This window comes from Microbulbifer sp. S227A, assembly GCF_049800935.1.
On record NZ_JBNAFZ010000002.1, the window covers coordinates 162,035 to 186,242 of the forward strand.

Consider the following 24,208-nt stretch of genomic DNA (forward strand, 5'->3'; position numbering starts at 1 on the left):
CGCCCCATGACCGACGCCGCACGCATCCTGATTGTCGATGACGACCCGGAGATTCTCTCCGCCTTGTCGCGCGGTCTGGAACTGCATGGCTATGCGACGCTAACGGAAAACCGGGTCGATGCGGCACTTGCACGCTTTCATGATGCCAAGGTCAGCGCCGCCATCGTCGATGTCATGATCGGCGAAGATAGCGGCTTTGACCTGGTGCGCGCGGTGCGTGCCGCCGGGCACCGCACCCCGATCCTGATGCTCAGCGCCCTGTCCGAAGTGGATGACCGCAGCCGCGGGCTCGAGGTCGGGGCAGATGACTATGTGGTCAAACCGTTTTCCTTCGATGAGCTTGTCGCCCGGCTCAAGGTGCAGGAGCGCCGCGCGACACCGGCAGCCCCCCGCCCGGCCCAGCTCGATCCGGGCGACTGGAGTATCCGACTTGACCAGCACAAGGTGACCCTGACCCAGCGGGAATTCGAACTGCTCTCGATGTTTGCCGAACACCAGCACGAAACCCTGTCGCGGGCCCGGATCTTTGACTGCCTCTGGGCCGGAAAGGGGGCCAGTTCGGGCAATGTCGTCGATGTCTATGTGGGCTATCTGCGCAAGAAACTCGACCCGATGCGGGCCTTTGGATTCGAGATCAAGACCATCCGGAACCGTGGCTTCATGCTCGCCGGTGTTGCGCCCGTCGCGGGGCAACACGATGATTAGCGGGCATGTTTATTTTTTCTTAGAACTTAGGCTTTGAACATCAGGGCCGATACGGGCAAGGTATGAGCAGCGAAACAGAAACCGACAGGAGGGCAAACCCATGTCCTGGAACACCCCCAAGTTCCGCGAGATCGAATGCGGAATGGAAATCAACATGTACGGACCCGACGGCGACGACGACGGCGTCCTGTTCTGAACCCCGCCCGGGCGCGAGCCGCCTGGGTTTTCGCGCACGGATATTGGGGGCGGCCGCCGGCGGTGGGCTGCCACAATGGAATTGCGGCTGTGAAAACTGCAACCTCGCCCGCGCGGGCAAAATTCCGTCCCAGACACAGTCTTCGGTCGCCTTTTCCGGGAATGGCCGCGATTGGGCGTTGCTGAACGCTTCGCCGGACATTCGCCAGCAATTCGCCGACTGTCCCGACCTGCAACCCACCGGCCTGCGCGAGATGCCGCTGCGTTCGGTGCTGCTCACCAATGGCGATATCGATCACGTGGCGGGCCTGCTCACCCTGCGCGAGATGCAGGCTTTCACGATCTACGCGACCCCCGGCATTCACGAGGTTCTGGACGACAACCCGATCTTTGCAGCGCTGAACGCTTCGGTCGTGACCCGCAGAACCATCGCGCTCGAGCAGCCGACCGAGATTGCGCCGGGCCTTGTGGCGACGTTGTTCCCGGTGCCAGGCAAGGTGCCGCTCTACCTCGAAGGCGACACCGTCGATACCGAACTTGTCGGCGAACAGACCGTCGGCGTCCACCTGCGCGCGGATGGGCGGGATGCGTTCTATATTCCCGGTTGCGCCAAGCTGAGCGATGATCTGCGCGGGCGGCTGCGCGATGCCGCGCTGGTGTTCTTTGACGGTACCCTGTGGCGCGATGACGAGATGGTGCGCGCCGGGCTGGGCAGCAAGACAGGCAAGCGGATGGGGCATATGTCGATGTCCGGCGCGGATGGCTCGATTGCCGCTTTTGCCGATCTCAACGTGGCCAAACGCGTCTTTGTACATATGAACAACACCAACCCGGTCCTGCGCCCGGGCTCGGCCGAACGGGCCGAAGCCGAGGCCGCGGGCTGGATCGTCGGGCAGGACGGAATGGAGGTTACCCCATGACCCAGACACAGGCCGAATTCGAGAACCGCCTGCGCCAGATCGGGGCCGAACGTTACCATGACAAGCACCCGTTCCATCACCTGTTGCATGGTGGCCGGTGCAGCCCCGAACAGGTGCGCGCCTGGGTCATCAACCGCTATTATTACCAGCATTCGATCCCGATCAAGGACGCCGCGTTCATGTCGCGGGTCGAAGACCCAACCCTGCGCCGCATCTGGCGCAGCCGGATCGAGGATCATGACGGCACCGACACCAACGAGGGCGGCATCCGGCGATGGTTGCGGCTGGCCTCGGCGGTGGGGCTTGATCCCGATTATGTGGCCTCCAACCGTGGCGTGCTCCCGGCGACACGGTTTGCGGTGGACGCCTATGTGCGCTTTGTCCGCGACAAGACCCTGCTCGAAGCAGTGGCCGCCTCGCTGACCGAGCTGTTTGCCCCCAAGATCCACGCCGACCGGATCGAGGGGTTGCTGCGAAACTACGATTTTGCCGATGACAGCAGCCTCAGCTATTTCCGCAACCGGCTGAAAGAGGCCCCCAAGGATGTTGCCTTTGGCCTGTCCTGGGTCCTTGAACACGCGGATACCCAGGAAAAGCAGGATGCCGCCGCCGCCGCGCTGATCTTCAAGACCGATGTGCTCTGGTCCCAGCTTGACGCGCTCTATGCCGCTTATGTGGAACCCGGCCGCATCCCGCCCGGCGCGTGGCAGCCCGGCCAGGGCATGGCGCTGGCCGCCGCCTCATGATCGAGGGTACGGATATCCCGTTTCTGCCGCGCGGCGTGCGGATGCATTTTGACAAGCTGCGCGACAGTTGGGTGTTGCTGGCTCCCGAGCGGGCGATCACGCTGGACGGCATCGGCCATGCGATCCTGTCCGAGATTGATGGCCAACGCAGCTTTGCCGAGATCACCCAGACGCTCGCCACCCGCTATAACGCACCCGCCGAGGATATCGCCAAGGATACGGCGGGGTTCCTGGGTGCGCTCAGGAACCGGCGATTTCTGGAGATACGCCCATGACGGTCCAGCCCCCCATCGCCATGCTGGCGGAACTGACGCATCGTTGCCCGCTGTCCTGCCCCTATTGCTCAAATCCTCTGGAGCTTGCCCGGCAGGACCGGGAGCTCGACACCGAAACCTGGAGCCGCGTATTTCGCGAAGCCGCGGAAATCGGGGTCCTGCAACTGCATCTTTCGGGGGGCGAACCCGCCAGCCGGCGCGATCTGGCCGAGCTTGTCACCGCCGCGCGCGAGGCCGGGCTTTATACCAATCTCATCACCTCGGGCATCGGGCTGACCGAAAGACGCCTGCGCGAGCTGGATGAATGCGGACTGGACCACATCCAATTGTCGCTGCAAGGCACCGATGCCGAAATGGCGGATCATATCGGCGGCTATCGCGGCGGGTTCGCGCGCAAGATGCAGGTGGCGGCGTGGATCAGGGACATCGGCTTTCCCCTGACGCTGAACGCGGTGCTGCACCGGCGCAACCTGCATCAACTCCCCCGCGCGCTGGAAATGGCGCTCGAGATGGGCGCCCGCCGCATCGAAGTGGCCACGGTTCAGTTCCACGGCTGGGCGATGCAGAACCGCGACGGCTTGATGCCCACCCAGGACCAGGCGCGCGAGGCCGACCGGATCGTGAAACAGGCCCGCAGCGAATTGCGCGGCCAGTTGGTGATCGACTATGTGCCGGCGGATTATCACTCGGATTTCCCCAAACGCTGCATGGGCGGCTGGGGCACCACCGGGCTGAATGTCGCCCCGGATGGCGAGGTGCTGCCGTGCCACGCGGCACAGACGATCCCGCATCTTCAGTTCGACAACGTGCGTGACCTTCACCTGCGCGACATCTGGTACGAGGGGTCGGCGTTCAACGCCTATCGCGGCACCGACTGGATGCAGGAACCCTGCCAGAGCTGTGACAACAAGCTCAGGGATTTCGGCGGCTGCCGCTGCCAGGCCATGGCCGTGGTCGGCGATGCCGGTGCCACCGATCCCGTCTGTGTGAAATCCCCGCATCATGGCGCGCTTCAGGCCAGGGCCGATGCCTTTTCCCACAATGACACCGCCGAGCTGATCTATCGCACCGCCCCCGGCAAGGCGTTGCCGGAACCGACCGACTCCTGACGCTGCGGCACACCCCGGCGGCACACAGACTTTGGGCTGTGTTTGCGCGCGCGCGTCTTGGCGCTAGCTTTCGAACATGTGCCCCTGCATGCTGGCACGCGAGAGGGAGGCGGCATGGACGCGACCACAGGCAACGGGCTGAGTGCCCTGCAATCCCATCTGGCATCGGGATTGATCGGGCATGATCTGCTGATCGAACGCCTGCTGATCGGCGTCCTTGCGGGGGGGCACCTGCTGGTCGAGGGGGCGCCGGGGTTGGCCAAGACCCGCGCCGTCAAATGGCTGGCCGATGCCATCGAGGGCGGTTTTGCCCGCATCCAGTGTACGCCCGACCTGTTGCCATCTGACCTGACCGGCACGCCGGTGTTCCGTCCGCAGACCGGCGAGTTCGAATTCGTGCCCGGTCCGGTGTTTCACAACCTGGTTCTGGTGGACGAGATCAACCGCGCCCCGCCCAAGGTGCAATCCGCGCTGCTCGAAGCCATGGCCGAGGCGCAGGTCACCAGCGGCAACGAAACCCACGCCCTGCCCGATCCGTTCCTCGTGGTCGCGACCCAGAACCCGATCGAGCATGACGGCACCTTTCCGCTGCCCGAGGCACAGCTTGACCGTTTCCTGATGCATGTGGTCCTGCATCTGCCGGATGCCACGACCGAGCGGCGCATTCTCGATCTGGTCGAGGCCGAGGGCCAGGGCCCGGTCGCCGCGCCGGTTCGGCTGAAACTCGACGATATCCGCGCCGCGAAAAAGGCCGCGATGGCGGTTCACCTGTCCTCGCCCCTGCGCGACTATATCGTGCGGCTGGTGACCGCGACCAGGCAACCGCCCTTTGCGCAAGACATTGATCACGCGGTGTCGCCGCGCGGGTCGCTGGCGCTGGCCTCGGCCTCCAAGGCCCGTGCCTATCTGGCCGGGCGCGACCATGCCCTGCCCGAGGATGTACAGGCGGTGGCGGCGGACGCTCTTGCCCACCGGCTGGTGATGACATGGCGCGCGGTCTCTGAAGGGCGCAGCGCCCGCGACCTGATCGCCAGGGTGGTCGAAACCGTGGAGCCATTGTGACGGCGGCCTTGCACATACCCGGCGTCGCGCTGCATGCCGAAACCCTGATCGCACTGCGACCGCTGGCCCTGCACCCGGATGAAGACGGCCAGCTGGCCGCGCTGCCCGGCGGTTTTGTCACCAGGCGGCGCGGGCACGGTCAGGAAATGGCCGATGTCCGCGAATATGTCGCCGGCGACGATATCCGGCATCTCGACCGTGGCAGCACCGCGCGCACCGGCGTTCTGCATGTGCGCTCTTTTCAGGAAGAGCGCGACCGGGTGACATTGCTGGTTGCCGATTTCCGCCCCGCCATGCTCTGGGGCACCCGGCGCGCCCTGCGCTCGGTCGCGGTTGCCGAGGCCTTGGCGCTGATCGGTTGGCGGGTGGTCGAACAGGGCGGGCGCGTCGGGCTTCTGGCCATCGGTGCCGGCGCGCCGGTGGTCGTGTCGATACAGGGGCGCGTGCGCGGAATGCTCGCGGTGATCGGCGGCCTTGTGCGGGCGCATGACGCCGCGTTGCAGCTCGCGCTGGCGGGCGGGCAGCATGATCCACCGCTGGACGAGACGCTCGCCCGCATTCCCCGCATCGCCCCCGCCGGTTCCGAGATCGTGATCGCCTCGGGTTTCGACAGCCCCGGCCCGTTGCTCGACGACCGGCTGGGCCAGATCGCACAGCGGCGAATGCCGCGCCCAGTACTGGTGGTTGACGATGTTGCCGAGAACCTGCCGCCCGGTGTCTATCCGATCGTGTTGCCGGACGGGTCGCGCCGCCGGGTGCGCATCAGCGGGCGCAACACGAATGCCCCGGTCTCGCAGATTGCCGGCTTCCCGGCCCTGCGGCTGGACGCCGGGCAGGAGGTCACGGCAACCGCCCGCCTGCTGCACGCGGCATTCCCGCCGGACCGGGCCCCCTGATCATGGCCGACCGCGCGCTCACACGAGAGGCAATGCTGAACGGGCTGCACGACATCCGCCTGCCCGCCGATGCCCCTGGAGGCCTGGTTGCGGAACTTCTCGCCGTGATCGGAATCGCGCTGGCCGCGGCCTTGCTGATCGGCCTCGCCCTGCGGGTCATCTCGCGGCCGAACCACGCAGAAACCTCGACATCCCCCGCCAACCGTTTCGCCGCATTGCGGGATCTGCCCGCCGCCGAGCGCCAGATCGCCCTCTTGCATCTGCTCAAGTCCGAGCACCCCGAGGCCTTTCGCCGCCTGGCGCACCGGCTTTATGCGCCGGGGGGGCTGCCCGACCTCGCCACGCTGGAAACCGAGGCTGGCAGGCATGATTGAGCTGGCCGATCCCCTGTTCCTGCTGTTGCTGCCCCTGCCCTTGATCGCGATGCGCCTGTTGCCGGGCGACAGGGCGCGCGGAGCGGCGCTGGCGGTGCCGGAGCGGATCGGCAAGGGCATGCTTGCCGGGGCCGGGGATGCGACGCCGGTCCTGCTGCGAAAACAGGTTGCGCTCCTGCTGGCCTGGGGTTTGCTGGTGTTCGCGCTGGCCGGTCCCCGGCAATTGACACCGGTCTCGGCGCTCAAGGTGTCGGGGCGCGACCTTGCCATTGCGATCGATCTTTCGGGGTCGATGGTGCGCGATGATTTCCATCTGAACGGCAAACAGATCACGCGCTTGCAGGCGGTTCAGACGGTTGGCGCGGATTTCGTGCGCCGCCGCGCCGGGGATCGCGTGGCGCTGATCGTGTTCGGCTCCGACGCCTATTACGCGGCCCCGTTTTCCTTTGACACCGAGGCAATCGCCCGCCGCATCGAAGAAGCCACCATCGGCATCTCCGGGCGCGCGACCAACATGTCGGACGCGCTTGGACTGGCGCTCAAGCGAATGGAACGCTCCGAGGCCGCGTCGCGCGTGGTCATTCTGCTGTCCGATGGCATCAGCAATGCCGGGGCCACCAACCCGCGCGGCGTTGCCAGGCTGGCCGCCGATCTTGGCGTGCGGGTCCATACCATTGCGCTCGGCCCCAGGGACCTTGCCGACAGCGCGCCGGGCGAGCGCGGTGTCGTTGACGCCGCCACCCTGCGGGCGATCTCCGAGCTTAGCGGCGGCACCAGTTTCCGCGTGCGCACCACCAACGAACTGCAAGCCGTGACCGAGGCGCTGGACCGGCTCGAAGCCACCGACAGCGATGGTCTGGCCGCCGAGATGTTTCGCGAATTCTGGACCTATCCGGCGGCACTGGGCGGCCTACTGCTGCTCTGGATCGCCTGGCGGGGACATGGGTGATGGAGATCGCGTTGCTCAGACCTCTCTGGCTGCTGGCCTTGCCGGGTCTGGCCGCCGTGGTTCTGGCTCTGTACCGCCGCCGCGCCCGGCTGGGCGATTGGGAGCAGGTCATTGATGCGCAGATGCTGGTAGCGTTGCGGGTTCTGGGCCGTGTGGAACAGACCGGCACCGCAGCGCGCGGCATGATGGCAATTGCGGCGGCGGGGATTGTGGCGCTGGCCCTTTCCGGCCCCGCATTCGAACGGCGCGACGCGGCGGCCTATCGCAATCTGGATGGCGTGGTGTTTGTACTTGATGCCTCGCTCTCCGCCACCGAGAGCGCGGATTGGCCTGAGCTTCAGACGATGGGGCGCTTCGGCGTTGCCGCCCTGCAAACCCGGCCCGCCGCGCTCATCGTCTATGCGGGGGATGCCTATGTCGCGACCGACATGACGGCGGATACCCTGCAACTGGGCCTGACGATGTCGCTGATCGGGGCGGACACGGTTCCCGACCCCGGCAGCCGCCCCGAGCTTGGCCTCGCGCTGGCCGACCAGGTGCTGCAAGAGGCGCAGGTTCTGGCCGGGGATGTCCTGTTGATCGGTGATGGCGCGGGTATCGGACCCGCCGCACTGTCCACCGCCGCCCGCATCGCCGCGCGCGGCGCGCGGGTATCCGTGGTGATCCCGCAAATCTCGGCGCAGGCCGAAGCCCTCGCACGCACCGGCAACGGCCGGGTCTTTGCCGCCGGGCAAAGCGGGGCGTTGTCGGAATTCCTCGCCGGCTCGGCCCGCGAGCGGCTTGAAAAGCAAGATTACCCGCTGCTCTTCTGGGCCGATTGGGGCCGTTACCTATTGCTGCCCGCACTGCTCATGATGTTGCCGCTGTTTGCGCGGCGCGCCGCATGAGCCCGCCGCGCCTGATAGCCATTGCCGCGCTGGCCGCGCTGATCGGGTCGGCGCTGTTGGGCGGGGGCGCGCCGCTTGGGCGGGTCTTGCTGTCACTCGGGTTGCCCGCGCTCGCGGCCCCGTTGTTGCAGGATCCGGCATGGAAAGGCGTGGCCTTCTATCGCGTGGGGGCCTTCGCGCAGGCGGCGGGCGAATTCCGCACAAGCGGCGACATGCTCAATCTCGGCAATGCCGAAGCCCACGCCGCGCAATATGCCCGCGCGCTCGAAGCCTTTGACACCGCGCGCATGGCCGGAGACCCCGACGCGGACGCCAATTTCGACCTGCTCGCCGCATTTTACGCCGGGCTGGCGCTGGACCCCGAAGCGCCGATTGCCTGGTTCAGCGAAAAGGACGGCGGCGAAGGAGCCGTTGTCAAGTCGTCCATCGCCCAGGGCGGTGCCCGTGCGGCGGGTGCCGGGGACGAGACAACCAATACCGGCGCGCTGCTTGGCCTGCCCGAACTGGCCAGCCATGGCCGCCGGGCGGTGCGCAAGCAATTTGACGACAAGTTCATGGTCGCCAATACCCGCTGGCTGGCGACCTTGCCGGATGTGCCCGGCAAATACCTTGCCGCCCGCATCCGGCACGAGCGCAAGCGGCGCGCCCGGCTGGGGCTGGCGCAACCGGAACCGGAGGACCCGAGATGAGGGCGCTGATCCTCTGCCTGACCCTGATTGCCGGGATGGCACAGGCGCAAACCCGCGCGGTGAACCCCGCAGACCTGCAATTGACCGTGACGATCGAAAACGCCGAGATCACCCCGTATCAGGGCGAAATGGTGCTGCTGACCATTCACGGTGTCTATCGCCGCCATATCACGCTGGAGAACCTCACCCAGCCCGATCTGGACGGTTTCAACTGGATGCAGCTGGGGCAGGATCACTGGTACGAAACCCAGGTCCGGGGCAAGAAGGTCAAGAATTTCAGGCGGCGCATGGCGCTGTTTCCCGAAGCCGCCGGCAAGCTGACCATCGGCCCCTTTGTGCATCACCTGACCCTGACGGACGAGGGCGACGACTGGTTCGACCATGACATTCGTTCAGAGCCGCTGACCCTTGAGGTCAACCCCGCCCCGCCGGTCGAGGGTTGGTGGTTCCCGGTGCGGCGGCTGGAAATCTCGGACCAGTGGTCGAACGCGCCTGACCAGCTGAAGCAGGGCGAAGGGGTCTTGCGGGTGATCCGTGTCACGGCGGTCGGCGCCTCGCCCGACATGATCCCGCCGATGCCTGACCTGATCTCGCCCAGCGCGATGATCTTTGCCCATCCCGAACAGCGATTTGTCGAACTGTCACCGGACGGGCCGGTGTCGATGGCGTTCTGGCGCTGGACCATCCGCCCCGGACATACACGCTCGGCCATTCTCGAACCGCTGACATTCGACTATTTCGATACCACGACGCGCCAGGCCCATAAGGCAATCATAACCGCGCAACGGGTGGCGATGGACGAGGCGGACCTGCCCGAACCGGTACCCCCGCCGCCCCCGGCGCGGCAGCATCCCGCCCTGATGGCCGGCACCGGTGCGCTGACGCTGGTGGCGGGGCTGGCCGCGCTGGTGGTCGGGCGGAGATTTTCCGGGCGCGCATCGCTGTCGGCGGTGGCGCTTTTCAATCCGCTCCATCGCGGGCTGAAACGCGCGGCGCGCCGCCGCGACCTGGCCATGACACGGCGCATGGCCGCCGCCATCCTGCGCGCCGACGGGCCGAACCCGGAGGCATCTCAACTGCTCGGCCGGTTCGACAGTGCCGTGTTCGGTACCGGCCCCCACCCGCCGGATACGACCCGCTTTGCCCGCGAATTCCTGACAACCATGAAAGGCCGATCTCGAACTTCTCCGGGTTGATGCCCGCCACGCCCCATACCTGCGCTGTACGAAGGCCAAGAGCCCCCCAGCGCGCCGCCTGATTGCCGTTTTCTGCTCCCGTCGAGTTGAAGACCGGGACGGTTTGTGTTGTTGCCTAGTCGCAAACAACTTTGCTACGCTCGGTCCGGGGAGGACTATTCGATGAAACATGTTGCAATGGGGCATGACCCTTGCCACATCCAATCCGTGCTGGTGATCGACGATCACCCGCTCTATTGCGATGCGCTGGTGGTTGCGCTGGCGCATGTCTTCGAGGGCTGTCGCATCGAAACCGCCACGACGCTGGGCGACGGGCTCAAGCACCTGAAACCCGGCTTCGAACCCGATCTGGTATTGCTGGACCTCAAGCTGCCCGATGTGACCGGGCTGAGCGGCTTCCTGCGGCTGCGCGAAAAGCTCGCCGATACCCCGATCCTGGTCATCTCGGCGCTGACCTCGGCCGAGATCGTCTATACGCTGATGGATGCCGGGGCCGCCGGGTTCATCCAGAAAGACGTATCGGCACAGGTGCTGCGCGATGCGCTGATCGAAGTGCGCTCGGGGCGCAAATACCTGCCTCCGGAACACCGGCAAACCTATCGTCCGTCCTCGCGCCCCGCCGAAGTTCAGGACATCACCAGCAAGATCGCCGAATTGACGCCGCAGCAGACCAAGATCATGAAACTGATCTGTGCCGGCAAGCCGAACAAGCAGATCGCCTATGAGCTGTCGCTTGCCGAAGCCACGGTCAAGGCGCATATCACCGCTTTGCTGCGCCGGCTCGGGGTGCAGAACCGCACCCAGGCCGCCGTTCTGGTGGAAAGCGCCAGCCTGGGCGGGGCAGATGCGAATGGCGAGGCCGACGCCAGGACCTTTCTGAGCCAGTAGACAGGATCGCCATATGCTTCAGGTGCCCGCGAAGCCAGCCTTTGTCGACACAGCGGTCTCTTACGAAAAGGACGCCGAAACCGCGGTCAGGGACATAGCCGCCCAGCTTGAAACATCGGGTACCTGTTTCCTGCTGGTCTTTGTCCCCGACGGGCTCAGCCTCGACAGGCTCGCGGCGGCGCTGAACGCGCAATTTGCCGGGTTGCCGGTGTTCGGCTGTACCACCGCCGGCCAGATCACGCCGCAGGGATACGAGACCGACGCGCTGCTGGTGCTGTCCTTTCCCAAGGCGCATTTCCGTTGTGCCACGCATCTGGTTTCACCGCTCAAGCCGCTGTCGATCAAGGAAGTGGCCGCGGATGCGCGCCGGCTCTCGGCCCAGTTCCAGAGAACCGCCAATTGGAGCCGGCTGGCCCTGACCCTGTCGGACGGGCTGTCCAAGCAGGAAGACATGCTGGTGGCGGCGCTGCAATCGGGGCTCGAAGACATGCCGGTCTTTGGCGGATCGGCGGGCAACGGGTTGAACTTTCGGGAAACCTCGGTCTTGCACATGGGACGATTTCACAGCAACGCCGCACTTGTGCTGCTGCTGGAAACCGATCTTCAGTTTACCGGCCTCGGGTTCGATCATTTCCTGCCGACCGACAAGCAGATGGTCGTGACCGAGGCCGTACCCGAAGAGCGGCTGGCGCTCGAAATCAACGGCTCGCCTGCCGCCGAGGAATACGCGCGGCTCGTGGGGCTGCGGGTCGATGAGCTGTCTCCACAGGTCTTTGCCGAGAACCCGGTGCTGGTGCGCAATCACGAACTCTATCACGTGCGCGCCATTCAGGGGGTGCAGGATGGCAATGCGCTGTCCTTCCTGTCGGCCATTGACGTGGGCCTGTTGCTGACCCTCGGGCATGGGCAGGAAATCCTGCGCACACTGCATGACGAGCTTGCCCTGGGTGGGTCACAGGGCAAACCGCCCGATTTCATCCTCGGCTTTGACTGTTTCCTGCGCAAGCTCGAGATCGAGCAGAAAGACCTGACCGGACCGGCTTCTGGCATCCTCAAGCGCCACCGGGTGCTTGGCTTCAACACCTATGGCGAGCAGCATTGCGGTGTCCATGTGAACCAGACATTTGTGGGCGTCGCCTTTTACGAACCCAAGAGGCGGGCCCTGCATTGATCAACCCCGATGATCCGCTCGAGGTTCAGGTCGCCAAACAGACCAAGATCATCGACGCGCTGGTGCGCCGCGCCGGTCGCCAGAACGACGTCGGCAATTCCGCCTATTCCGCGTTCCAATCCGCCATTGCGCTGCAGGGGCAGATCTGGGCCAAGACCCGCGACCTGGAACGCGCCTCCAACGAGCTGGAACTGCTGCGCTTTGATCGCGAACAGACGCAAAAGAACCTGTCCGATGCGCTGTCCGCGATGGAGGGCGGATTTGCGCTCTTTACCGATGGCAAGCTCCAGGTCTGCAACGATCTCTTCAAATCGCTGATCCCCGACGTCACCGACCGCATCCTGCCCGGTCTTGACCTGGCCAGCTATTACGACGCGCTCCGCTCGAGCCGATACCTGGCCGATGATGACGAACGCATGCAACAGGTGCTGTCCGAAGCAACCAGCAGTGGCGGCGAGCCGGAGCTGTCGTCCTTCGTGCTGGAATTGCGGGCCGATCGTTGGTTCCAGATCAGCCAGCAGCACACCAACCTCGATAACGTGATCATCCTGCAAACCGAGATCACCGACATCGTGCGCAAGAACCGGCTGGAGAAAGACCAGCTGATCGACATGCAGGCGCATTACCTTCAATCCGCCTTTGACCACATGAATATCGGCATCTGCACCTTTTCGCGCGCCGGCACGGTGATGATCTTCAACGACCGGTTCCGCGACCTGCTGGGCCTGCCGTTTACGCTGGTGCAGAACGGCACGCGGTTTTCGCAGATCCTCGATTTCATCAGCGACAGCTTTCCCGGCGTGGCCGACGAACTGGTCAGCACCGATCGCTGGCTGCGGGGGCTGCGCGAAGACGGGTGCCTGCGCGAACGGTTGCGCCACGCGACGGGCCGGGTGCTTGATCTGCATGTACATCAATTGCCCGACCGGGGTTTTATAGCAGACATCAAGGACGTGACCCTGGAATCCCGCACCACCGAACTGCTTGAAAAACGGGTCGAAGAGCGCACCTCGGAACTGACACAGGCCAATCTTCTGCTGACGGAACAATCCGAGCAACAGGCCAAGGTCGAAGAGCAACTGCGCCTTGCCAAGGAAGAGGCCGAAGCCGCCGTCTCATCCAAGACCCGGTTCCTGGCCGCCGCCAGCCATGACCTGTTGCAACCGATCAATGCCGCCAAGCTGCTGATTTCGACCCTGCGCGACATGGCGCAAGAGACCCGGCTGAACGCCATGGTCGAGCGGCTGGAAGGGTCTTTCAGCTCGATGGAGACGCTGCTGCACGCGCTGCTGGACATTTCGCGCCTCGAAAGCACCGGCTCCGAGCTGAGCCCCAGCGAGTTCTGCCTTGGCACCCTGATCCAGTCGGTCATCGAAGACCAGCAACCCATCGCCGCGAAAAAGGGCGTGCGGCTGGACATGGTGCCCTGCACCGCCTGGGTGCGCAGCGATCAGCGGTATCTGCTCCGGTCAATCCAGAACCTCGTGGTCAACGCGATTCAATACACCGATCAGGGCCGGGTACTGGTCGGCTGCCGGCGGCGGGGCGATCGTGTCGTGCTCGAGGTCTGGGACACCGGCATCGGCATCGCGCACAAGGATCAGAAACGCGTATTCGAAGAATTCACCCGCGCCGAAAACGTACCCGCCGGGTCGGGCATGGGGCTTGGCCTGTCAATCGTGGACCGCACCTGCCGCCATCTCGGGCACAAGGTCGGGGTGCGCTCGAAACCCGGCGTGGGGTCGGTCTTCTCCATCGAGATGGAAGTGGTACTGCATGAACCAAGCCCGCCCCTGCCCGCGCTGAACGGCCATTACGAGCCCGACAGCGCGATGGACCTGATCGCGCTGGTGGTCGAGAACGACCCCGACGTGCTGTTTGCCACCACCCGCAAGCTCGAAAGCTGGGGGGCCAGCGTGCTGGGCGCGCGTTCGACGCAGGATGCCATGCAACTGGTCAGAGATATCGGCGTCGCCCCGGATATCATCCTGGCGGACTACCAGCTTGACGGGGACGACACCGGCGTCGCCACGATCCGCAACATACGTGCCCAGACATCGGCCGATGTACCGGCCATCATGATCACCGCCGAACGCGCCGTGCCGCTGGCGCGGATGGGGGCCGAGGACGATTTCTCGGTGCTGACCAAACCGGTCGACCTGTCGCGACTGCGCCGGATGATCAGCGCCCGAACCCGTTTCGGACCGCCGGACATTTCCGAAGTCACCGACAAAAGTCTCGCATGACAGCGGCAACCGGTAGGTTAGGGTCAGGCGGGGAGGATGCTGTTTATGCGTAAATTCTTGATGATGGCGGCGGCGCTCGTGTCGATCGGAGGGCCGATGACCGCGACCGAAACCGCCGGGCCGGAAACCTATGATCTGCTGTTCAAGACCGGAACGCTGGATGATTTTTCCCGCGATCATCGGCTGGTCTATGACCGCACGGTCCGGAACCGCCTGAAGCCGGAAACCGAAGAGCGCGACACCGGCCAGATCGTTCTGTCGCTTGTCGATGGCCAGGTGCCCGAGGCGCATCTGAAATTCACCCATGACGACAAGTATCGCAATCTCGGCAGTTTTCCCGCCAGCGTCGGCAATCCGATCATCATGTATTTCGTCGAAACCGTGGTACGCGACATGGCGGAATCCGCGGGCGGCAGCCCTTTTTACATCCGCAACCGGGTCAAGGAGGCGCTGGTGCAACCCGCCGAGATCCGCGCGGATCAGGCGATCATCGCCGGCGAAACCGTCGATACGGTCGATGTCACCATGCACCCGTTTCGCGACGACCCGAACGCGGCGCGGATGCAGGGGTTTGACCGGCTGGCAATGACCGTCAGCATGTCCGAGGACGCCCCCGGTTGGTATCTGTCGCTCAGCGCGCAGGTGCCCGGTGCCGATGGCGGCGACCCGGTCTATTCCTCGGTGATGACCTTCGATCATACGGAGCCCGCGCAATGAGGCGCTGCGCGATCCTGCTGGCGGCGGCAATACTGGCGGCACCGCATGTGTCGGCCCAGTCGGTGCAGGAACGGCTGAACGATTACCCCACCGCGGCGCGGGCCGATTATGTCTTTGGCTGCATGGCAACCAACGGGCAGAGCCGCGACGCGCTCTTGAAATGCGCGTGCTCGATCGACGTGATCGCGTCGATCCTGCCCTATTCGAAATATGTCGAGGCCGAAACCGTCCTGTCCCTGCGGCTGACCGGAGGCGAACGCATGTCGATCTTTCGCACCGCCGCCATGGCCAACGCCATCGTTGCTGACCTGCGCCGCGCACAGGCCGAAGCCGAGATCATCTGTTTCTGAAACCGTCGCTCAGGTGTGGCCGGATTTGATCAGCGTCTGCTCGAACACGTTCCCCTCGGTATCGGTGGCGCGGATCCGCAAGGCGGGGGTGCCATTGTCGGCATAGCTGAACCTGAAGACCGGGTTTTCGCTGATCGAGATGCCGCCCTCCATGGTAAACAGCATGTCATCCCCCTGGAACACTTCGAGCGTGTCGATGAAATGCGCCGCGATGAACAGCTGGGTCACCTGGTCGCGCTGCAGGCCCGAGTAGTTCGGATGCCGGATCATGATCTGCGCCTCGCGGCGGACCGGGGACATCAGGGGCGCGTCCTCGAAATACTTCAGCCGCATCTGCCCCATCGAGGCCAGCGCCAGCTCCGGGTCTTTGGTCGCCGGGGCCGAACAGCCGCCGGACGCCTTGACAAAACGGCCATTCATCGCAAGCCCGGCATCGGTCCGGGCGATGACCCGGACGTTGGAATACATGTTCACCCGCACCCGCACCTCCATGTCCAGCGGAGCCATCGACGGGCCGAAACTCAACTCTGCCGCCAGCGGTGCAGGGTTTTCATCGATCACGATGACCGCGCTCTCGATGGCGGCACTGTCGTCAAGCTGCCGGATATGGATCGGAACGGTGGCCGCGTCATGCGCCCGGTACGGGGCATCGACCTCGAACAGTGCGGTGCCGTCGGCGATCGTCTCGTCCCCCACGATATCACCGCGCAGATCCGCCCAGGTCTCGCCATCGTTCAGCGGGTTGCGCGGGGTCGGGGTTTCGGCGAATGCGGGCAAGCTCAGGCTTGCGGCCAGCATCGCGGCACATGCGAATTTCATGGCATCGCTCCTTTCGGATCACGGCAATCGCCAGATGCTATGCCATAAAAACAGGCAAAAATATATAGATCATTGGTCTGTCTGGTTCACAGTTGCGTTCCCCGCCAAGCTGGCAGCGTCGCGAAACAGGGGCTTGGGGGCTGGGCATGTTCGAAGCGATTCTGACGATCTGTCTGCTGGCGGCCGGGACCGACTGCCGGGACGCGCTGTTGCCGGGCTATGAAGCCGCAACACGCGAAGCATGTGACATGGCCCTCGCCGCGACCCCGCCTGACCCGCTTCCCGCGGGGCATGCGCCATCCAGCCCTGCCTGCAAACCCGTCGGTGCGGCGCTGGATTTCACTGAGGTGGCACCGGGTATCTTTGTGCATCTGGGGCAGATTGCCGAACCTGACCGCGGCAATCGCGGCGACATGTCCAATATCGGCTTTATCATCGGGCAGCGCTCGGTTGCGGTCATCGACACCGGGTCGGCCCGATGGGTCGGCGAGGCGATCTGGCGTGCGATACGGGCGCACACCAACCTGCCGGTCAGCCATGTGATCCTGACCCATATGCATCCCGACCATGTGTTCGGTGCCTCCGCCTTTGCCGGGACCGGCGCGCGTATCGTTGGCCATGCCACCCTGAACCGGGCACTGGCGGACCGGCAGGAGAACTACCGGCAAAGCCTTGCCGCGCTGCTTGGCCCCGCATTCCTGGGCACCGCGTCGGTGGTGCCCGACATCACCGTTCAGGACAGCCTTCATATCGATCTGGGCAACCGGGTGCTTGACCTGCGGGCCTGGCCGATCGGGCATACGGGCACGGACCTGACCGTGCTGGATCGCGAAACCGCGATCCTGTTCACCGGCGACCTGATCTTTGAACGCCACTTGCCCGCGCTCGACGGATCGCTGCGCGGCTGGCAATCGGTGCTGACAGAGCTGGCCACCCTGCCCGCGACCCGGATCGTACCGGGCCATGGCGGGCCGGTCCTCGACTGGCCGGACGGGGTGGCGGGGATGCAGCGCTACCTGGGAGTGTTGGAACGGGACACGCGCGCGGCAATCGATAACGGACAGCGGCTTGGCGATGCGGTGCATGATATCGCCGCCTCAGAGGCCCCGCATTGGCAATTGTTCGAAGCGTTCAATCCGCGCAACGCCACCGTCGCCTATACCGAGCTGGAATGGGAGTGAGGTGCCCCCTCCTGCCCGCGCCGGAACCGCTGCGGATCAACCCTCTGCCGCGCTCAGCAACATCTGCGCGATCGCGAACAGCCGCTTTTCCAACAGCACCGGCGTTTCGCAGACATAGGTGAGCGATTGCTTGCGGTCGGTATAGATGCGCTCGTCCCAGTCAAGCTGCGCCTCGAGCGCGTCGATGCGGTCGTAATCCGGGGTCTCGGCAACCAGCAGCGCGTCCATCTCGCTGCGGATTTCACCGATGGTTTCCGACAGGGCGATCTGCGACAACGAATATTTCTCGATCCCTTTCATGATCGTGGTCCGGGTTGCGGCCAGCCGGTCAAAGCTCTGGGAGAACACCGCGCCGAGCAACGCCGGATCAGCCCCGTGCGCGGCAACGAACCCGTCAAGCGCCGGTGCGATCTCGTCCAGCTCAAGCCGGCGCAACGCAAACCGCCCTGCAAGCTCGTCAACCGCGGCGAGGGTGTCCTGCGGCAGCGCACGGTCGTCAATCGGGTGCGGCCACATCAACCCGACCGAAAGACGCTCGACCTTGCGCTGCACGCAAGGCCATGTGGGATCGGAAAAATCCGCCGTGATTCCCGGCGCGCCCAGACAGATGGCGGCACAGGCGATGGACAGGAACCGCTTTGATCGCATCGGCAATCCTCCTCTCCTGCCAGACTAGCGGCGGCGCCATTGCCAAGTCCACCACCCCATACACCAACCAAGGTATGCGTTGTCGGTTTGCCGGGGCTCGCTCATATTCTTATGAGATTCTTATTTGGCGTCTTCGGGCGCAAACTGCTGACGAAGGAAAAATTGATGCGTACGCGAGCTGCGGTGGCAATGGAAGCGGGCAAGCCGCTGGAAGTTATGGAGGTCAATCTCGAAGGGCCGCGCGCCGGCGAGGTTCTGGTCGAGGTCAAAGCGACCGGCCTGTGCCATACTGACGAGTTCACCCGCTCGGGCGCGGATCCCGAGGGGCTGTTCCCGGCGATCCTCGGCCATGAGGGTGCGGGCGTGGTGCTCGAAGTCGGCGAAGGCGTCACCAGCGTTGAGCCCGGCGATCACGTGATCCCGCTCTATACGCCCGAATGCCGCGAGTGCGAATACTGCCTGAACCCGAAAACCAACCTGTGCCAGTCGATCCGCGTGACCCAGGGCCAGGGCCTGATGCCGGACGGCTCCAGCCGGTTCTCGATGCTCGATGGCACGCCGATCCTGCATTACATGGGCTGTTCGACCTTTGCCAATCACACGGTCCTGCCCGAGATCGCGCTGGCCAAGGTGCGCAAGGACGCGCCTTTTGAAAAGATCTGCTATATCGGCTGTGGCGTCACCACCGGCATCGGCGCGGTGATCAACACCGCCAAGGTCGAAATCGGCAGCCGCGCCATCGTCTTTGGCCTCGGAGGCATTGGACTCAACGTGATCCAGGGGCTGCGGCTTGCCGGGGCCGACCAGATCGTCGGCGTCGACCTGAACGCCGGCAAGGTCGAGATGGCCACGCGGTTCGGCATGACCGATTTCGTCAACCCGTCCGAAGTGTCGGGCGATCTGGTGGCGCATCTGGTGGAATTGACCCGGGGCGGGGCGGATTACACGTTCGACGCAACCGGCAATGTCGGCGTGATGCGCACCGCGCTCGAAGCGGCGCACAAGGGCTGGGGCGAGAGCATCATCATCGGCGTCGCCCCCGCCGGTGCCGAGATCAGCACCCGCCCGTTCCAGCTGGTCACCGGCCGTTCGTGGCGCGGCACCGCCTTTGGCGGCGCGCGTGGCCGCACCGACGTGCCGAAAATCGTCGACTGGTACATGGACGGCAAGATCGAGATCGACCCGATGATCACCCACACCATGGGGCTTGAGGACATCAACAAGGGCTTTGACCTCATGCACGAAGGCAAATCGATCCGGGCCGTCGTCGAGTTCTGAGGAGAACATCATGAAGGTCATTTCGGAAAACAGGTGTTTCGGAGGTGTGCAGACCGTCAGCACCCACGCCTCTGACAGCTGTGGCACCGAAATGACCTTTGCGATCTACCTGCCACCACAGGCCGCGACCGCTCCGGTCCCGGTGCTGTGGTACTTGTCCGGGCTGACCTGCACCCATGAAAACGCCATGACCAAGGGCGGATTTCAGGCCCACGCGGCGCAACACGGGGTCGCCCTGGTCTTTCCCGACACCTCGCCGCGTGGCGACGGCGTAGCCGATGACCAGGCCTATGACCTGGGACAGGGCGCCGGGTTCTATGTGAATGCCACCCGCGATCCCTGGCGGGCGAATTACCGGATGTATGATTACGTCCTGTCGGAACTGCGCGGCATCATCACCGACAATTTCCCCGTCATCGACCGCCACGGCGTCACCGGGCATTCCATGGGCGGGCACGGCGCGCTGACGCTGGCCCTGCGCAATCCCGACCTGTTCGACTCGGTCTCGGCATTCGCCCCGATCGCCAACCCGACCCGCTCGGACTGGGGCCGCAAACAGCTGAGCGAATATCTCGGCGATGACGAATCCACGTGGTCCTGCCACGATTCCTCGATCCTGCTGGAAGAACATGGATGGAAGGGCGACATCCTGATCGACCAGGGGGCCAGCGACCAGTTTCTCGACCTGCTCCGCCCCGAAGCGCTGGCGCAGGTGATGGCCAAACGCCGCCAGCCCGGCCTGTTCCGCATGCAATCGGGATACGACCACAGCTATTACTTCGTTTCGACCTTTGCGGGCGATCATGTCGATTGGCACGCAACCCGGTTGAACGCATCCGGAAACTGCCCCGGCTGAAACCGCAAGGGCGCGGCGACCGCGTCATCGCCCTGCGCATCCGAGGCTGACGACAGAAGACCGCCCCGCCAACCGGCGGCAGGCGCGCGAACAGAGGAGGTGACGACACGCAGACATTCCGTCCCGGTAGGAGGTGGACACGAACAGGAACCGGGCAAATACCGCATGTCACGCAGCCATTGGCAATCCCGATGCCGCCGACAACATGCGGAAACCATCATCAAGGGAGTTGAACATGAAAAAGCTATTCGCTTTGACATCGACCATCGCGCTTTGCACAGCCACGCTGGCCAGTGCAAATGACGGGCTGGTGGCCGAGATCGATAATCCAAACCATTGGGCGATCCAGACTGGCGACTACAAGAACCAGCGTTACTCGACCCTGGACGAAATCAACAAGGACAACGTGGGCGACCTGCAGGTCGCGTGGACCTTCTCGACCGGCGTTCTGCGCGGTCACGAAGGCTCGCCGCTGGTGATCGGCGACATGATGTACCTGCACACGCCGTTCCCAAATATCGTCTACGCGCTGGATCTCGCCAACGAGGGCCGGATCAAGTGGAAGTATGAACCCAAGCAGGACCCGGATGTCATTCCGGTGATGTGCTGTGACACGGTGAACCGCGGCGTGGCCTATGCCGAGGGCAAGATCTTCCTGCACCAGGCCGATACCACGGTTGTCGCGCTGAATGCCGAGACCGGCGAAGTCGAATGGTCGGTGGTCAATGGCGACCCGGCCAAGGGCGAAACCAACACCGCCACCGTTCTCCCGGTCAAGGACAAGGTGATCGTCGGCATTTCCGGTGGTGAATTCGGCGTGCGCGGATCGGTAACCGCCTATAACATCGCGGATGGTTCGCTGGCCTGGCGCGCCTATTCGATGGGCCCGGACGCAGACATCCTGGTCGATCCCGAGAACACCACTCATCTGGGCAAGCCCGTGGGCGCGGATTCCGGCACCAACACCTGGGAAGGTGACCAGTGGATGATCGGCGGCGGCACCACCTGGGGCTGGTACTCGGCGGATCTCGAAGAGAACCTGATGTATTACGGCACCGGCAACCCGTCGACCTGGAACCCGGCACAGCGCCCGGGCGACAACCGCTGGTCGATGACCATCATGGCGCGGGACATCGATACCGGCGTCGCCAAGTGGTTCTACCAGATGACGCCGCATGACGAATGGGATTACGACGGCATCAACGAGATGATCCTGACAGAACAGGAGATCGACGGCGAAACCCGCAAACTGCTGACCCATTTCGACCGCAACGGCCTGGCCTATACGATGGACCGCGTGTCGGGCGAATTGCTGGTGGCGGAAAAATATGACCCGGTGGTCAACTGGACAACCGGCGTCGATATGGACCCCGACAGCGACACCTATGGCCGTCCGGCCGTCGTGGCGCAGTATTCCACCGAGCAGAACGGCGAAGACGTGAACTCGACCGGCATCTGCCCGGCGGCTCTCGGCACCAAGGACCAGCAGCCCGCGGCCTACAGCCCCAAGACCCAGCTGATGTATGTGCCGACCAACCACGTCTGCATGGATTACGAACCGTTCCGCGTCAGCTATACCGCCGGTCAGCCTTATGTCGGCGCAACCCTGGCCATGTACCCCGCCCCCGACAGCCATGGCGGCATGGGCAACTTCATCGCCTGGGATAACATCGCCGGCGAAATCAAGTGGTCCCTGCCCGAGCAGTTCTCGGTCTGGTCCGGTGCCCTGGCGACGGCTGGCGACATCGTGTTCTACGGCACGCTCGAAGGTTATCTCAAGGCGATCGATGCCGAAACCGGCGACGAACTCTACAAGTTCCGCACCCCGTCGGGGATCATCGGCAACGTGATGACCTATACCCATGAGGGCAAGCAATATATCGGCATCCTCTCCGGTGTCGGCGGCTGGGCCGGGATCGGCCTGGCGGCGGGCCTGACCAACCCGAATGACGGTCTCGGCGCCGTGGGCGGTTACGCCGCACTCAGCGACTACACCGCGCTTGGCGGTCAACTGACCGTGTTCGCGTTGCCCGACTGATAGATCGGCACGAAACACTGGCTGGCGCGGTTGCCTCGGACGGTCGCGCCAGCCGACAGTTTTGATGGGGAAAAATATGAGAATCGCTAAACGTTTCATCGCTTCGGGCCTGATGGCGGCCCTTCCGCTAGCGGCAATTGCCGCAAACTGGAGCGATCAACCGGTGGACCCGGCCGCCGACTATCCCGAGGTGCCCGTCGCCTATGACGAAGACGGTCGCTATTACACCGATGACGACATTCCCACATTCAACATCGCCGAGGACGGCACGGTCGACTGGCTGACCTTCTCGGGCTTCCGCCGGTACCATGCCGAATGCCATGTCTGCCACGGCCCCGATGGCGAAGGCTCGACCTATGCCCCCAAGATCAAGAATTCCGCCGTCCACATGGGCTATTACGACTTCTACGACGTGGTAGTGAATGGCCGCACGGTCGGCAATTCGGTGATGCCGCATTTCGGCGACAACCCCAACGTGATGTGTTATCTCGACGACATCTACGTCTATCTCAAGGCACGCGGCATGGATGTCATCGCCCGCGGACGACCGGCCAAGAAAGAGGCCAAGTCCGACATGATCCGCGAGGCCGAAGATGCCTGCATGGGCTGACCGGTTCGCCGCCGGAGCCGTTCTGATCGCGGGGCTTGTCCTCGCCGGGACGGCCACGGCGCAAACCTCTGATCTGGTGTCGAAAACCGCGCTGCGGGTCTGTGCCGATCCGGCCAATTACCCGATGTCGGACAAGGACGGCACCGGTTTCGAAAACAAGCTGGCCGACCTGATCGCCGACCGCCTGGGTGTACCGGTGCAATACACCTGGTATCCCATGGCAACCGGTTTTGTGCGCAACACCCTGCGCGCCAACCGCTGCGACATCGTGATGGGCTATGCGCAGGGCCACGAACTGGTGCTGAACACCAATCACTACTACACCTCGTCCTACACGCTGGTGGTGCCCGCCGACGGCCCGCTCGCCGGCGTCACCACGCTGTCCGACCCCACCCTGCAGGACAAGGTGATCGGCATCATCGCCGGCAGCCCGCCCGCAACCCATATGGCCCGCAATGGGCTGATGCTCAACGCCAGGGCCTATAACCTGGTGGTCGACCGCCGCCACGAATCCCCGGCCATCGACATGCTCGACGATCTGGCCGCCAATACCACCGATGCCGCGATCCTCTGGGGCCCGCTTGCCGGACCGCTGGTGAAACGGCAATATCCCGGCCTGACGGTCATCCCCCTGACCTCAGAAACCCTGCCGCCGCGGCTGTTCTTCCGGATCACCATGGGCGTGCGCCAGGGCGAAAAGGTCTGGCAACGCAAACTGAACTCGCTGATCCGCCGCAACCAGTCCGAGATCAATGCCCTGCTCGCCACTGCCGGCGTCCCGCTGCTCAACGACATGGGAACCGAGGCGCTGGACCTGTCACAATGATCCGCATCGCGGCGCTTCTCGGCCTGCTTCTCGCACCGTTTGCGGCCGTCGCACAGGTGGCCGAACCCGACAGCTACCGCATGGATCACTATCGCGCACCGGTGCCCTCCACGCTCGCTGGCGCCACCGTGGTCGATACCGAAACCGCCCACGCCCTCTGGACCGGCGGAACCGTCGCCTTCATCGACGTGCTGCCCCGCGCACCGAAACCCGCGAACCTGCCCGAGGGCACCATCTGGCGGGAAAAACCGCGCCACTCCATCCCCGGCGCAACCTGGTTGCCCAATGTCGGCTACGGCGCGCTCGCGGGGGAAACCCATCGCTATTTCCGCGCCGGGCTCGATGCCGCGACAGGGGGCAACCGCACTCACCCGGTGCTGTTCTTCTGCCTGCAGGATTGCTGGATGTCATGGAACGCCGCGAAACGGGCGCTCGACTATGGCTATGACACCGTCTACTGGATGCCCGACGGCACCGATGGCTGGCTGTTCTTCGACCACCCGACCAAGGAAATCCACCCGCATCCCTGACCCCACCCCTTCATCTTTGGGAAAATACTCCGGGGAGTTTGAGGGGC

The 24,208-nt window shown here is 64.4% G+C and carries 27 protein-coding genes; 25 read left to right on the top strand and 2 right to left on the bottom strand.

Features of this window, described 5'->3' with window-relative positions; genetic code table 11:
• Positions 1–6: 6 nt before the first annotated feature.
• The 18 genes from ACP15R_RS05585 (at position 7) to ACP15R_RS05670 (ending at position 15,375) form a co-directional block, all read left to right on the top strand.
• A complete protein-coding gene (locus ACP15R_RS05585; RefSeq protein WP_424985402.1) occupies positions 7–705 on the top strand; it encodes a response regulator transcription factor in 699 nt (232 codons plus the stop codon).
• A gap of 100 nt (positions 706–805) precedes the next feature.
• Positions 806–901: a pyrroloquinoline quinone precursor peptide PqqA gene (pqqA, locus tag ACP15R_RS05590; RefSeq protein WP_424985403.1), complete on the top strand. Its 96-nt coding sequence runs from the start codon at positions 806–808 to the stop codon at positions 899–901.
• A gap of 43 nt (positions 902–944) precedes the next feature.
• Entirely contained in the window at positions 945–1,820 is an 876-nt protein-coding gene (gene pqqB / locus ACP15R_RS05595) for a pyrroloquinoline quinone biosynthesis protein PqqB (RefSeq protein WP_424985404.1), read from the top strand.
• Positions 1,817–2,566: a pyrroloquinoline-quinone synthase PqqC gene (pqqC, locus tag ACP15R_RS05600; RefSeq protein WP_424985405.1), complete on the top strand. Its 750-nt coding sequence runs from the start codon at positions 1,817–1,819 to the stop codon at positions 2,564–2,566. Before pqqB ends, pqqC begins: the two co-directional genes overlap by 4 nt.
• Positions 2,563–2,841, top strand: a complete 279-nt coding sequence (pqqD, locus tag ACP15R_RS05605; RefSeq protein WP_424985406.1) for a pyrroloquinoline quinone biosynthesis peptide chaperone PqqD — start codon at positions 2,563–2,565, stop codon at positions 2,839–2,841. Before pqqC ends, pqqD begins: the two co-directional genes overlap by 4 nt.
• Positions 2,838–3,950 carry a pyrroloquinoline quinone biosynthesis protein PqqE gene (gene pqqE, locus ACP15R_RS05610; RefSeq protein ID WP_424985407.1) on the top strand — a complete coding sequence of 371 codons (1,113 nt, stop codon included), beginning with the start codon at positions 2,838–2,840 and terminating at the stop codon, positions 3,948–3,950. Before pqqD ends, pqqE begins: the two co-directional genes overlap by 4 nt.
• 114 nt (positions 3,951–4,064) lie before the next feature.
• Positions 4,065–5,012, top strand: a complete 948-nt coding sequence (locus tag ACP15R_RS05615; protein WP_424985408.1) for an AAA family ATPase — start codon at positions 4,065–4,067, stop codon at positions 5,010–5,012.
• Positions 5,009–5,908, top strand: a complete 900-nt coding sequence (locus ACP15R_RS05620; protein ID WP_424985409.1) for a DUF58 domain-containing protein — start codon at positions 5,009–5,011, stop codon at positions 5,906–5,908. The genes ACP15R_RS05615 and ACP15R_RS05620 overlap by 4 nt, the downstream gene beginning before the upstream one ends.
• 32 nt (positions 5,909–5,940) lie before the next feature.
• The gene (locus ACP15R_RS05625; RefSeq protein WP_424985410.1) at positions 5,941–6,282 is read left to right on the top strand and encodes a hypothetical protein; all 342 of its coding nucleotides are present in this window, start codon (positions 5,941–5,943) and stop codon (positions 6,280–6,282) included.
• A complete protein-coding gene (locus ACP15R_RS05630) occupies positions 6,275–7,231 on the top strand; it encodes a VWA domain-containing protein (protein ID WP_424985411.1) in 957 nt (318 codons plus the stop codon). The genes ACP15R_RS05625 and ACP15R_RS05630 overlap by 8 nt, the downstream gene beginning before the upstream one ends.
• Positions 7,231–8,118, top strand: coding sequence for a hypothetical protein (locus tag ACP15R_RS05635; RefSeq protein ID WP_424985412.1), 888 nt, complete (start codon positions 7,231–7,233; stop codon positions 8,116–8,118). Before ACP15R_RS05630 ends, ACP15R_RS05635 begins: the two co-directional genes overlap by 1 nt.
• Positions 8,115–8,807 carry a hypothetical protein gene (locus tag ACP15R_RS05640; protein ID WP_424985413.1) on the top strand — a complete coding sequence of 231 codons (693 nt, stop codon included), beginning with the start codon at positions 8,115–8,117 and terminating at the stop codon, positions 8,805–8,807. Before ACP15R_RS05635 ends, ACP15R_RS05640 begins: the two co-directional genes overlap by 4 nt.
• Positions 8,804–10,003, top strand: a complete 1,200-nt coding sequence (locus ACP15R_RS05645) for a hypothetical protein (protein ID WP_424985414.1) — start codon at positions 8,804–8,806, stop codon at positions 10,001–10,003. The genes ACP15R_RS05640 and ACP15R_RS05645 overlap by 4 nt, the downstream gene beginning before the upstream one ends.
• A 162-nt stretch (positions 10,004–10,165) precedes the next feature.
• On the top strand, positions 10,166–10,891 hold the full coding sequence (locus ACP15R_RS05650; protein ID WP_424985415.1) for a response regulator: 726 nt from the start codon (positions 10,166–10,168) through the stop codon (positions 10,889–10,891).
• 13 nt (positions 10,892–10,904) lie between these two features.
• The gene (locus tag ACP15R_RS05655; protein WP_424985416.1) at positions 10,905–12,062 is read left to right on the top strand and encodes an FIST N-terminal domain-containing protein; all 1,158 of its coding nucleotides are present in this window, start codon (positions 10,905–10,907) and stop codon (positions 12,060–12,062) included.
• Positions 12,059–14,308, top strand: coding sequence for an ATP-binding protein (locus ACP15R_RS05660; RefSeq protein ID WP_424985417.1), 2,250 nt, complete (start codon positions 12,059–12,061; stop codon positions 14,306–14,308). The genes ACP15R_RS05655 and ACP15R_RS05660 overlap by 4 nt, the downstream gene beginning before the upstream one ends.
• 45 nt (positions 14,309–14,353) lie before the next feature.
• Positions 14,354–15,025 carry a hypothetical protein gene (locus ACP15R_RS05665; RefSeq protein WP_424985418.1) on the top strand — a complete coding sequence of 224 codons (672 nt, stop codon included), beginning with the start codon at positions 14,354–14,356 and terminating at the stop codon, positions 15,023–15,025.
• Positions 15,022–15,375, top strand: coding sequence for a hypothetical protein (locus ACP15R_RS05670; RefSeq protein WP_424985419.1), 354 nt, complete (start codon positions 15,022–15,024; stop codon positions 15,373–15,375). The genes ACP15R_RS05665 and ACP15R_RS05670 overlap by 4 nt, the downstream gene beginning before the upstream one ends.
• 9 nt (positions 15,376–15,384) lie before the next feature.
• Here ACP15R_RS05670 and ACP15R_RS05675 read toward each other — a convergent pair whose 3' ends face one another.
• A complete protein-coding gene (locus ACP15R_RS05675) occupies positions 15,385–16,194 on the bottom strand; it encodes a quinoprotein dehydrogenase-associated SoxYZ-like carrier (RefSeq protein WP_424985421.1) in 810 nt (269 codons plus the stop codon).
• 146 nt (positions 16,195–16,340) lie between these two features.
• On the opposite strand from ACP15R_RS05675, the gene ACP15R_RS05680 reads away from it, so the two are divergent.
• On the top strand, positions 16,341–17,375 hold the full coding sequence (locus tag ACP15R_RS05680; protein ID WP_424985422.1) for a quinoprotein relay system zinc metallohydrolase 2: 1,035 nt from the start codon (positions 16,341–16,343) through the stop codon (positions 17,373–17,375).
• 36 nt (positions 17,376–17,411) lie between these two features.
• Here the strand turns inward: ACP15R_RS05680 and ACP15R_RS05685 are convergent, their stop codons facing one another.
• Positions 17,412–18,023, bottom strand: coding sequence for a hypothetical protein (locus tag ACP15R_RS05685; protein ID WP_424985423.1), 612 nt, complete (start codon positions 18,021–18,023; stop codon positions 17,412–17,414).
• 165 nt (positions 18,024–18,188) lie between these two features.
• Between ACP15R_RS05685 and ACP15R_RS05690 the strand changes: the two genes are divergently transcribed.
• From ACP15R_RS05690 to ACP15R_RS05715, 6 genes are all read left to right on the top strand, one after another.
• A complete protein-coding gene (locus ACP15R_RS05690; RefSeq protein ID WP_424985424.1) occupies positions 18,189–19,301 on the top strand; it encodes an S-(hydroxymethyl)glutathione dehydrogenase/class III alcohol dehydrogenase in 1,113 nt (370 codons plus the stop codon).
• Positions 19,302–19,311: 10 nt separating this feature from the next.
• A complete protein-coding gene (gene fghA / locus ACP15R_RS05695; RefSeq protein WP_424985425.1) occupies positions 19,312–20,157 on the top strand; it encodes an S-formylglutathione hydrolase in 846 nt (281 codons plus the stop codon).
• A gap of 235 nt (positions 20,158–20,392) precedes the next feature.
• Positions 20,393–22,195: a methanol/ethanol family PQQ-dependent dehydrogenase gene (locus ACP15R_RS05700; protein ID WP_424985426.1), complete on the top strand. Its 1,803-nt coding sequence runs from the start codon at positions 20,393–20,395 to the stop codon at positions 22,193–22,195.
• 76 nt (positions 22,196–22,271) lie between these two features.
• A complete protein-coding gene (locus ACP15R_RS05705) occupies positions 22,272–22,805 on the top strand; it encodes a c-type cytochrome, methanol metabolism-related (RefSeq protein ID WP_424985427.1) in 534 nt (177 codons plus the stop codon).
• The gene (locus ACP15R_RS05710) at positions 22,789–23,631 is read left to right on the top strand and encodes a substrate-binding domain-containing protein (protein WP_424985428.1); all 843 of its coding nucleotides are present in this window, start codon (positions 22,789–22,791) and stop codon (positions 23,629–23,631) included. Before ACP15R_RS05705 ends, ACP15R_RS05710 begins: the two co-directional genes overlap by 17 nt.
• Complete coding sequence (locus ACP15R_RS05715; RefSeq protein ID WP_424985429.1) at positions 23,628–24,161, top strand: PQQ-dependent catabolism-associated CXXCW motif protein; 534 nt, start codon at positions 23,628–23,630, stop codon at positions 24,159–24,161. The genes ACP15R_RS05710 and ACP15R_RS05715 overlap by 4 nt, the downstream gene beginning before the upstream one ends.
• The last annotated feature ends 47 nt before the right edge of the window (positions 24,162–24,208 follow it).